The organism is Phycisphaerae bacterium, from assembly GCA_012729815.1.
In the GTDB taxonomy this organism is placed as follows: Bacteria; Planctomycetota; Phycisphaerae; order JAAYCJ01; family JAAYCJ01; genus JAAYCJ01.
The window spans coordinates 1-10,473 of the sequence record JAAYCJ010000136.1 but is presented as its reverse complement, the minus strand read 5'-3'; the positions used below and the strand labels follow the sequence as shown (position 1 = coordinate 10,473).

General features: G+C 61.7%; 8 protein-coding genes. 5 read left to right on the top strand and 3 right to left on the bottom strand.

What is annotated here, in order from left to right:
• Positions 1–168 precede the first annotated feature (168 nt).
• The gene (locus GXY33_09425) at positions 169–1,104 is read left to right on the top strand and encodes a sigma-70 family RNA polymerase sigma factor (protein NLX05351.1); all 936 of its coding nucleotides are present in this window, start codon (positions 169–171) and stop codon (positions 1,102–1,104) included.
• 202 nt (positions 1,105–1,306) lie between these two features.
• Here GXY33_09425 and GXY33_09420 read toward each other — a convergent pair whose 3' ends face one another.
• Positions 1,307–2,449: a hypothetical protein gene (locus GXY33_09420; protein ID NLX05350.1), complete on the bottom strand. Its 1,143-nt coding sequence runs from the start codon at positions 2,447–2,449 to the stop codon at positions 1,307–1,309.
• 275 nt (positions 2,450–2,724) lie between these two features.
• Here GXY33_09420 and GXY33_09415 point away from each other — a divergent pair, with 275 nt between their 5' ends.
• From GXY33_09415 to GXY33_09405, 3 genes are all read left to right on the top strand, one after another.
• On the top strand, positions 2,725–2,919 hold the full coding sequence (locus GXY33_09415) for a cytosolic protein (GenBank protein ID NLX05349.1): 195 nt from the start codon (positions 2,725–2,727) through the stop codon (positions 2,917–2,919).
• Positions 2,920–3,078: 159 nt separating this feature from the next.
• On the top strand, positions 3,079–4,164 hold the full coding sequence (locus GXY33_09410; GenBank protein NLX05348.1) for a DNA topoisomerase IV subunit A: 1,086 nt from the start codon (positions 3,079–3,081) through the stop codon (positions 4,162–4,164).
• 1,350 nt (positions 4,165–5,514) lie between these two features.
• The gene (locus GXY33_09405) at positions 5,515–6,456 is read left to right on the top strand and encodes a hypothetical protein (protein ID NLX05347.1); all 942 of its coding nucleotides are present in this window, start codon (positions 5,515–5,517) and stop codon (positions 6,454–6,456) included.
• 107 nt (positions 6,457–6,563) lie between these two features.
• On the opposite strand, the gene GXY33_09400 is transcribed toward GXY33_09405, so the two are convergent.
• Positions 6,564–7,712 carry a hypothetical protein gene (locus GXY33_09400; protein ID NLX05346.1) on the bottom strand — a complete coding sequence of 383 codons (1,149 nt, stop codon included), beginning with the start codon at positions 7,710–7,712 and terminating at the stop codon, positions 6,564–6,566.
• Between the two features lie 712 nt (positions 7,713–8,424).
• Positions 8,425–9,552, bottom strand: coding sequence for a DUF4932 domain-containing protein (locus GXY33_09395; GenBank protein NLX05345.1), 1,128 nt, complete (start codon positions 9,550–9,552; stop codon positions 8,425–8,427).
• A 391-nt stretch (positions 9,553–9,943) separates the two neighbouring features.
• On the opposite strand from GXY33_09395, the gene GXY33_09390 reads away from it, so the two are divergent.
• Positions 9,944–10,473 (top strand): galactokinase (locus GXY33_09390; GenBank protein ID NLX05344.1); only part of this gene is annotated, 530 nt, incomplete at its 3' end.

Here is a 10,473-nt window from a genome sequence, read left to right as displayed (position 1 = left end):
GGAAGGCGAAAGGCAATGAAAAGTGAAAAGTGAAAATAGCAAATACCAAAATGCGGAATGCGTGGCACGGAGCACGCGGAACACGCGGAGGGGTCGGGGCAACCACAAGGGTTGCCCGTACGGGGCGTTGGCGATTGAGGAGAGGTTGGACAATGAGAGTGGCGTGTGATGGGTCAGGTTAGCGAGGCGGATGCGTATCTGCTGGAGCAGATTCGGCAGGGTCGTGAGGACGGATGGTCGGGCCTGGTGAACCGGTATCAGGGTCGGCTGGTGGCGTTTGCGCGGAGCAAGCTTCGTCGCAGCGGGGAGGCGGAGGATCTGGTTCAGGAGACGTTCATCAGTTTTTTGAAGTCGCTGGATTCGTTTCGTGGCGAGGTGAGTCTGGAGACGTATTTTTTCACGATATTGCGGCGGAAGATCATCGACCATTATCGCGGGAAGCACGCGAACGTGTGTCTGCTGCAGGACGTGTTTGACGCGGGCGGGTGTGACGGGGAGGAGGCGTCGGACGCGGCGGAGCAGGTGGCGGGCGGGGATCCGACGGCAAGCTGGTACGTGCGTCGGGACGAGCAGCGGGATCTGCAGCGGGAGTCGCTGGCGGAGGCGTTGGGGGAGTTGATCGACGGGTTGAAGCGGTCGGTGAACTTTCGCGACCTGCAGATCGTGGAGATGGTTTTTTATTCGCAGATTCGGAACAACCGGGCGGCTGAGATGGTGGGGATGGACGAGAAGCAGGTGGGGTTGATCAAGCATCGGTATTTGAAGCAGATTCGGGAGCAGGTGGGCCGGCGGCTGCGGGAGTTGGGGTTGGCGGAGCCGGCGGAGGCGGTGCATCGGGGGTACAGCGACGGGTTGTTGGGTGAGATCTGGCGAGAGCGGCGGCTTAGCTGTCCGAAGCGGAGCACGCTGGGGGCGTTTTTGTTGGGGACGTTGGAGCCGGCGTGGGAGGGGTACGTTCGGTTTCACGTGGAGCGGCTGGGATGCCGGTTTTGTCGGGCGAATCTGGATGATTTGCAGGAGCGGACGGCGCGGGACGAGGAGAGCGTTCTGCGGCAGCGGATATTGCAGTCGACGGTGGGGTTTTTGAGTCGGCCGAGCGGGTAGTTGGCTGGGTGGCGTGGCAGTCCTGTCGTCTGCGCGACTTCCTTTTGAGATTAGCACGGAGCACGCGGAGCACGCGGAGGGGCGGGGAATGGGAAGTGAAAGGGAAATGGTGCGTCGGGACGACGCACCCTACCGATGCCACCTGGGACCTGACCGCGCGTGATGCGGGGCGGAGGGCAAGCACGAGGGTTGCCCGTACGGGTTATTGTTGGGCGTCGCGGGTTTTGAGTTCGCGTTCGCGGTCGGCTTCGATGGATTCGCGGTCGACGGTTTTGGCGTTGTCGTTCTGGGGGTAGTCGAGGTAGGTTTCGAGTTGGCCGTTGCTGGTGACTTCGAAGACGTCGCCGCGGAGATCGACGATGAGGAGTTGGCCGTTTGGTCCGATCAGGAGGTCGGAGGGGTAGTTGGAGAGTCCGGCTTGGTCGGCGGCGCCGAGGGGGAGGGCTTCGGCGACGAATTCGCCGTCGGGGTTGAACTGGAGGATGGAGGAGCGGGTGCCGTCGTCGGTGGTGACGTTGTTCCAGACGTAGAGGTTGCCGGCGCTATCGGCGGTCATTTCGCGCGGGTAGTCGAGGCCGTGGTCGCCGGTTTCGGCGAGGACGGCGATGAGGTTGCCGTCGGGGTCGAATTTGGCGATGTTGGAGGGGTCGGCGACGTAGAGGTTTCCGTTGGGATCGACGGCGAGAGCGGTGACGGTGCCGATATCGCCTTCGTCGTAGAGGACGACGGCGCTTTCGGCTTCGCCGTCGGGGCCGTAGCGGTAGACGCGGGGTTCTTCGCTGAAGATATCCTCGTAGTACATGGCGAGGTAGACTCGGCCGTCGGGGGCGACGGCGACGTCCTCGGCGAGGGTGGCGCCGAGTCGTCGGGCGTCGTTGGGGTCGAAGACGGCGGCGGCGAGTTGGCCGGAGGGGTCGTAGCGGTAGACGGCTGGGTTTGTTTGGGTCATGGTGAAGACGTAGAGGCTGTTGTTGACGAAGCGGATTTTGTCGAGGCTGTCGAGGGCGTTGTCGTCGTTGGAAATGAGTTGGACGTATTCGCCGTCGGCCTGGCGGCGGTAGACGCCGACGAATTCGGAGGCGACGTAGAGGTTGCCCTGGTTATCGAAGGCGAGGCTTTCGGGGGCGACGGGGAGTTGGTCGCCTCCCTGGGGCGGCGGTGCGGCGTTGGGGTCGGTCTGGTTGGGCTCGACGGCGTTCGGATCGGTGGTGTTGGGATCCAGGGTGTTTGGATCGGCGGCGTTGGGGTCGAGGGTGTTGGGGTCGAAGACGCCGGGACCGCAGCCGGCGATTGCCAGGATCAGCGCGACGCAAGCTCCGGCCAGAGATGTTCTGATTGTATCCATTGCTCTCTCTCCTCGTTTTGTGACCCGTCTTGGCGGCCATGATGCGGCAAGGCCGCTGAGTGGTCATGTGGTGTTTCGCGTAAACAGCCGCCGGCCCGTGCCCCCACGGCTGACGACCCCATAAACCATCTTAGCCTACCGGCGGATGTGGTCAAGTTCGGCGGGCGGGAAGGGCCGATAAAAAGGGGGTTTTGAGGGCGTGTGGGCATTTACTTTCGAGGTTTGGCAAGAAATAATGTATAAAGCTGTTTACACTCAAGACAGGAGACGTGCCGGTGGAATGCAAAAAGCAGCGTAACTTAAGTTTTTGCAGTTGTTCATATAGTGGGTGTTCGAAGCAGGGTGTATGCTGCGAGTGCCTGCAGTATCATTTGAAGAATCGGGAATTGCCGGGCTGCTGTTTTCCGCCGGATGCGGAGCGGACGTATGACCGGTCATTTGAGAACTTTGCTCGGGCGTGGAAGCTGTAGGCGTTGGGCGGCACAGCGGTATAATATTAGTATTGTTGATAGCAGAAAACACGTTTTGCCGTGGCGGCGTGTGGTGGATGGGGGTTGACGGGAATCGGGTCTGACGGCCGATAATAACGCAGTGGCCGGCCCTGTGGCTGGTGGTTGAAGGAGCAGGTGATGGCATTGGATATTATCAAACGGATCAAGGATACGGCGGAGGACGTTTATCAGAAGGTGGGCAAGCGGCAGAAGCCGACGATGAAGCTGCCGATACGGGCGTTGAACAACGTGAAGTATTCGTCTCGGGAGGGGTATCTTCAGATTCAGAACAAGAACAAGGTTCGGACGCTGACGGTGAACACGGTCAAGACGTTTGCTCAGACGCTTCGGATGATGTCGCTTTCGAAGGAGCTGGTGGAGACGGACCGTCACGCGACGAAGCGGGAGGCGTACTACCAGAGCAAGAACTGGGGGGAGGCGATGTTCACGGAGCAGCCGGAGTCGGACACGGTGATGGACGACATCGAGGCGATGCTGGACGTGAATCGGGAGATCATGCGGTTCAAGCCGGAGGAGCACGGGGGTGCGGTGGCGGGTCAGTTGGTGGTGGTGGATCGTCAGCGGGGGAGCGGGAAGCGGATCGAGATCGACTGCACGAAGTTCGGGTCGGGGGCGTATACGGTGCCGTCGAGCGTGGAGCAGTTGGAGTTTCGGACGAAGGCGAGGTTTGTTCTGGCGATCGAGACGGCGGGCATGTTCGACCGGCTGGTGGAGGAGGGTTTTTTTGAGGAACAGGACTGCATTCTGATCAGCATGGGCGGGGTTCCGTCGCGGGCATGCCGTCGGTTTATTCGCCGGCTGGCGGATGAGAAGAAGATTCCGGTGTATGCGTTTACGGACGGCGATCCGTACGGGTATATGAACATTTACCGGACGCTGAAGGTGGGGTCGGGGAACGCGGCGCATTTGAATCGATTTTTTTGTGTGCCTCAGGCGAGCTATCTTGGGGTGACGCCGCAGGACGTGGTGGAGTACAACCTGCCGACGCACGAGCTGAAGGAGCAGGACATCAAGCGGGCGCAGGACGCGTTGAAGAACGACCCGTTCGTGCACCATCACAAGCCGTGGCAGAAGGCGTTGGAGCAGATGCTGAAGATGCGGATGCGTGTGGAGCAGCAGGCGTTCGCGAAGTACGGGTTGGACTTTGTGGTGAGGGACTATTTGCCGAAGAAGCTGAAGAATCCGAAGGGTTTTCTGCCGTAGGGTTCTCGGACCGGGGGGGTCGGAGGTGGCGATAACTCGGCTGGGCGGCGGGTTGGGGCGGGGGAAGGTTCTCCATTTTGACGCGAGGGGGATTGTATCGTAGCCTTATAGTGCCATGCTAACCCAATGGTTCAGACATTTTGATCGTTTTGTTGCGGACGAGGCCGGGAACGCCGTAACCGAGTATGCGGTGATGCTGAGCCTGATCGTCATTCTGGCGATTGGGGCGATCACGATGCTGGGCTCGAAGATGGACAGTCTGTTCCGCTTTGAGCACGACCAGTTGTCGGCGATTTCGCAGTAGGTTGCGTGCGTTTGCGGTCTTTGGTGCCTTGAACCCCCCCACCAGGCCCGATTCGGCGGTCAGCCGCAGCGGTCATACGCGGTGGTTGGCCGCCGAGGGCCCGCAATTTGCGGGTGACGGGCGATTTGGCGGTGGGCCGCGGTTTGCCAGGGCGGGCGTCGGAAATGCCCGTCCGGGGCGAACGGCGGCCCACGCCCTGGGGTTTTTGAGGCGAGGTGCCACACGGCCGGAAGAAGAACGTGTCGGCTTGGAGGGTCGCCAGGCCCACCTGGGAGAAGCCGGCGCGGCCGCGTCCGGTGGCTCGTCTGTCGGCTTGGGCTTGGAATTCCCCGCAGCTTCGCCCCTCGTAGTGGAGGTACCAGGTTTTTCCCACGCGCACGACGGACCCGGGCCAGATTCCGCAGTCGTCCCACTGTCCGTCGGTTCCGCGGGCGAGGATGGGATTGGCGGTCAGGCCATACCGCCACGGGCGGGTGGGGTCGCGGGGGATGACGGGGTTGGCGTGGTTTTTGACCAGAGCGTTCATCGGTCGGGTCCTTTCGGTCGCTGGGACATTGGACATCGCGGGATTCTACGGATCGGCAGGCGGTTTGCCAAGTGGGGGTGTGGAGGCATGGTCGTGCGGGTCCGAGGGTGGGGGGAGGGCAACCACGAGGGTTGCCCGTACGGGATGGTTGGGGAGAATTGGCCTGGGGTTGGGTGTGGGGCGGAGGGCAGGCACAAGGCCTGCCCGTACGGGAGGCGGCGGAGGGAGCGAAGGGGGTTGTGGATTACCGTTCAGGATCGTTCCCCCGTTGGGTCGCATTCCGGAATTCAACAGGTCAGGCGGCGGGTCATGACTTGGCCTACCGGACTGGCGTCGGAGGCGGTCATGCCCGCCGTGGCGACGAATGCTGTTTCGAGTGAGGATTCGCGGGAATAAAGCGGCGTCTGATCCGACGTAAGAGGGGCGAGTTGTGCGGCTGAGGTCTGGTGGTTGGCCTTGGCGGCTGATGCGGCGGTATGAAGGGTTCTCGGCGAGCGGTATTTTTGTGTGGAGTTGGGCGATGTATGAGGCGTTGAATGAGAAGTTGTTGGCGGTGCGTGAGGGGATTCGGGAGCGGGAGGTGTTGCGCGAGCGGCTGGGCAAGACGCGGTCGATGCTGGCGTTCCAGCGGGAGCGGCTTTCGGGTCTGGAGCGGGCGTTGAAGCGGGAGGGGGCGGACGTGGAGAGGCTGGAGGGGTTCAGCCTTTCGGGATTTTTTCATTCGATGATCGGGCGGCGGGATGAGTGGGTGGAGAAGGAGCGGCGGGAGTTTGTCGAGGCGCGGCTCCGGCACGGGGAGTGTTTTGATGCGGTGGAGGCGTTGGCGGCGGAGGAGGCGGAGCTGGTTCGGCGGCTTGAGGGGTTCGGCGATCTGGATGAGCGGTACAAGGGGCTGATGGCGGAGAAGGAGTCGGCGGTGGCTGGTTCGGGCGGAGCGGCGGCGGGTCGGATGGTGGCGTTGTCGGAGGCGTTGGCGGATGCTCAATCGACGGTCAAGGAGGTGAAGGAGGCGTTGTCGGCGGGCCGGCTTGTGTTGGGCGATCTTGGCGAGACGGTTCGGCTTTTGGGCAGCGCGCGGAATTGGGGTCTGTGGGACACGCTGGGCGGCGGCGGGTTGATATCGACGGCGATCAAGCATGGGAAGCTGGATGAGGCCCGTCGGACGGTGCATCGGGCTCAGCAGCACCTTCGGATTCTGGAGCGTGAGCTTTCGGACGTGGACATGCGGCTTGATGAGTCGCTGGAGATCGGTTCGTTTGCGAAATTCGCGGACTTCTTTTTTGACGGATTGGTCGCGGACATTTTTGTGCAGTCGAAGATCGGCCGGTCGCTGGAGGCGGCTGAGGCGTGCCGATCGCGGGTGGAGCGGGTGGTGTTGCGGCTGGAGGGTCGGGTGGTGGAACTCGAAGAGAAGGCCCGGGCGGTTCGGTTGGAGCGGCAGGCGTTGATTGAGGAGGCGTGACTGGCACGGAGCACGCGGAGGAGGTGAACAGAAGGCAGCAAAGATGGCGGAGAGGGCTGGAAATCAGGCTTTCAAGACCTGACCGCAGTTGGTCGGTCTTACTCGAGCTATTCCATCGGAAGCCCGAGGATCTGGCCAAGAGAATGGCCGGCTGTCCACTGCATCCTGTCATTCTCTGCTCTCGCGTGATTGAACAGCGCAAAGGACTTGGGGATAGACCTTTGCGCCCACGGATTGAAGTAGAGAGTGTTAGCTGGCGTCGCCAAGTTCCACACGTTGAGATTCCGGAAGAGCCAGGTAGCAGTGACGCGTGTGTACTGAGGACCCTTCGGCCCGTACCAGGCACCAGTCGGCTTGCGTCGCATTTCGGTAGGATAGGGGTCACCAACTCCAGATACATACGCCTCCTCACCGAATAGACCCTGCATCTCATCGAATTCGTCTACGTCGATCGCATCCACGTTTACAGCAACGATCAAGGGGTGATCGAGATCGCCGTAACGGTTTCCTTTGGCCTTCACAGCGTCTCTGATAGGCTCCCAGGAATTGACGAAGCGGCCGCCCTCATGCAACGCGCAGATCACCCGCTGCCCCTTGCCGCGTTCCTCGGGCATCTTCGGTATTGCTCTGAAGGTGATCTGCCAGCCCTTCTTCTCCCATTTCATGCTCGGTAGCTCACTGGAGCCCTTCTCTGCGGTTAGCTCCGTGACTGCATCGGGGTCAAGAGACGTCAGCCATTTCTCAAGAGCCGAGCGGAGACACTTGCCGTTAGGCGGTCTGTCCGGATGCCCCTCCGCATCCACGTCCAGGAAGAAGTCCGGCGAGTTGACCCTCTCTATCGCGTCAAGCACGACGTCAGCTCGCTTGCGGGCTGAGATCTCCGCCTTGCTGAATTCAGATGCTATGACAGCCTCAATATAAACGCTCTCCTCTTGGGATGATGTGGCAAGAAAGTCAGGATGGGCACCGGTGCCATTCTTCAAGTCAGGGTGAACTGTGATTGACCATCCGGTCGACCTCAAGAGAGCGAAGAGAACAACCTCGAATGTGGCAGATGTGAAACCCCTGTCGTCGCCAGCTTTGAACCGAGAGATCAACTCGCCGCGGCTCCCCTCGGGATATTCAGCGATCCAATGATTCAGGAAGGCGCGGACTCGCCCCGTCTCAACTCTCGCGGACCGATCAACGTACTTCCACAGGCTCTCAATGTACGAACGCGGACCTTGAAATGTGCGCGTCTTGTCGTCGAATAGCACGGAGAATCTCCGAGCCTGCTAACTTCTTATTCTACACAAAGCTCCCTTTGCCGGCGCGTGCCGGTCGGAGAAGATGTTACCACACGCCACGCCGGGCGTCCAGGGTATTCTCTCCTGGGCATATTCCGACGGATGCAGTCGGTTGATCGAGGTGACGGGCTCTTGGCCTTTGTCATTCGCGCCCCGCGCTCGCGAGCGCAGGCCCCGGCGGAGAGTCCGTCGCGTGGCCGCTCGCGGGCGTTTGAGAGTCTGGATTCCCGCGTGCGCGGGAATGACACATAGCGAGGCGGCGATTCCCACTTGGGCGTGGCGCGGAGCACGCGGAGGGAAGACAGGGGGTCAGGTGGCGGGTAGTCGGGTGGTCAGCGGATCAGGAGGGACAAAGGCTGGTTTCCCGCGGAGGGGTGGAGACGCGGAGGTTTGGATGGAAGGCGGCGGAGGGGTTGAGGATCACGGTTTTGAGGCCTGACGTCGGTTGGTCTGCGAGAGCGGACATCGCGAGCGTCGCTGCACCGTCAGCGGGAAGGCGGCGGGTCATGACCCGTCCTACCGGACGGCGGATCGGTCGAAACGGTGTTGCCAGGATGGTGGCTGTTCCAGCGAAGCGGCATCGCGGGCGAAGAATGAAAAAGGGGACATTCTACTTTTCCGTTTGGCCTGGTGGGTGTGCTGTCGCGGGCGTGGCTGTCGGAAAAGCAGAATGTCCCCTTTTTCATTTTGTAACCTGTTCGACGATCTGGTCGGTGTTGGCATTGAAGTATTCGACGATGGTTGGGAAGAAGGATTCGAAGGTGGGGTAGTCGTCGCGTTGGGATTCGAATTGTTGGAGGAGGGCGGAGAGGTCGGCGGTCCAGATGAAGCCTCGTTTGTGTTCGGAGCGGACGGCGCGTTGGGCGGCTTGGGGACCGGCGGTGGCGGCGAAGTATCGGACGGTGCAGACTCGGACGGCGGATTCGTACATCATGGTTTGCCAGGATCCGTAGGCTTGGCGTTGCATAATTTGGCTGAGGGGCGGGAAGATTCTTTCGCCGGCGGCTTGGAGCTGGGTCAGGTGGCGGTCGACGATGGGGTTGCAGTAGGAGTGGCAGAATTCGTGGACGATGGTGCCCATGCAGTTGGCGAAGGTGGGTTTGCCGAGCAGGGTGGCGTTGGTTATTATGATGCTGTGGAATTCGGTCGTGCCGTCGGCGTTTTGGATGCGGGTGCCGTAGTTGCCGCTGAAGAAGGTGGGGATGACGACGAAGGTGGTGTTGGGTCGCGGTCCGAAGTAGCCCGGGAACCAGTCGAGTCGGGCTTCGGTTTCCAGGAGGGTCTGCATTTGGCGTTGGGCTTTGGCGTAGAGGGCGGATTGTTGTTCGAGGAAGGCGGCGAAGTTGGATTGTTGGGCGAAGTCGCGGGCGAGTTCGCGGAATTTTCGGGCGTCGTGGGTGGTCCAGCGTTTGTCGAGGGTTGGCGGCGGCGGGTCGAAGGGGAGTTTTTCGCTTAGCGTTTCGGCGTCGGTGAGGTGGACGGCCAAGGACATGACGGCGTCGAAGGAGACGCCGCATCGGTTGCGGAGTTCGCGGGCGAAGAGGAACACTTCGTGCTCCTGGAAGGGCGCGAAGTGTTGGTGGGCGTCGGTCTTGTAGCTGGGGATCTGGCACTGGTCGTATTCGGGGTGGCCGGCGAAGTGGAAGATGATGCTCATCAGTTCGACGCGCGGGTCGACGCGGATTTCGAGGGGCATCTGGGCGGGCGCGGCGGTTGGCTGGGTTGTCGGCTTGGTTGTGGCGGAGCAGAGGATCGGGGTTGCGGCGGCGACGAGGAGCACGGACAGGGGAAGGCGTCGTCGAGTGGTCATGGTTGGTGGTCTCCGGTGGTTTGCGTTTGGCGCGGCCGGCGGGTAGAAGACGCCCGTGGCCCGGTGCGGGCGGCGCAAGTCGGTTGTGGCGATTTGCGGTTGCTGGCTGTTGGCCATGCCGGGGTCCCTTTGTCGCGCCTGGGATAAGAGGATAATCCGATGTGACGGCGCAGGCAAGTCAATTGCGGATGGATGTGGTTGGTTGGCGCGGCGGCGTTTTTGGTGCGTCCGGAGGACGCACCCTACGGCTTCGAATGAAGGCGGAATGGAAGATGCGGAATGCAAAGTGCAAAACGATCGGCTGAAGGCGGTGGATGGACAAAGGGCTTGATCCGCGGGCGGGATCGTACTAATCTATGGGTCGCGAGCAGCCAACAGGAAAGGAGCGAACGTGTCGGATCCGCGGCGGTTTATTTCGAGTTTTCGGGAGCGTTTCGGGATTGAGCCGCAGATCATCGTCCGGTCGCCCGGTCGGGTTGAGATCATCGGCGGGCACACGGATTACAACGACGGCTTCGTGCTGCCGATGGCGATCGAGCGAGAGGCGGTGATGCTGGCGGCTCGGCGGACGGACCGGACGATCCGGATTTACAGCGATCTGTTCGACGAGACTTGCGAATTTGAAGTGTCGGCGGATCTGGCGGCGGGCAAGCCATCGTGGGCGAACTACGCCAAGGGGGTGGCGGCGCTGCTGGCGCGGGCGGGCAAGAAGCTGGTGGGTCTGGATGTTCTGGTGAGCAGCACGATCCCGTCGGGCGGCGGCTTGAGCAGTTCGGCGGCGCTGGAGGTCGGGTACGGGCGGACGATGCTGGCGGCGGCAGGCGAGACGATGGATCCGGTGCAACTCGGGTTGCTCGCGCAGAAGGCGGAGCACGACTGGGCGGGCGCGCCGTGCGGGATCATGGACCAGTTCATCTGCGT

Bases quoted from the DNA above. Each gene is read 5' to 3' on its own strand.
- GXY33_09410 (NLX05348.1), top strand. From the start codon at position 3,079: ATGGCATTGGATATTATCAAACGGATCAAGGATACGGCGGAGGACGTT.
- GXY33_09420 (NLX05350.1), bottom strand. From the start codon at position 2,449: ATGGATACAATCAGAACATCTCTGGCCGGAGCTTGCGTCGCGCTGATC.
- GXY33_09425 (NLX05351.1), top strand. From the start codon at position 169: ATGGGTCAGGTTAGCGAGGCGGATGCGTATCTGCTGGAGCAGATTCGG.
- GXY33_09395 (NLX05345.1), bottom strand. From the start codon at position 9,552: ATGACCACTCGACGACGCCTTCCCCTGTCCGTGCTCCTCGTCGCCGCC.
- GXY33_09405 (NLX05347.1), top strand. From the start codon at position 5,515: ATGTATGAGGCGTTGAATGAGAAGTTGTTGGCGGTGCGTGAGGGGATT.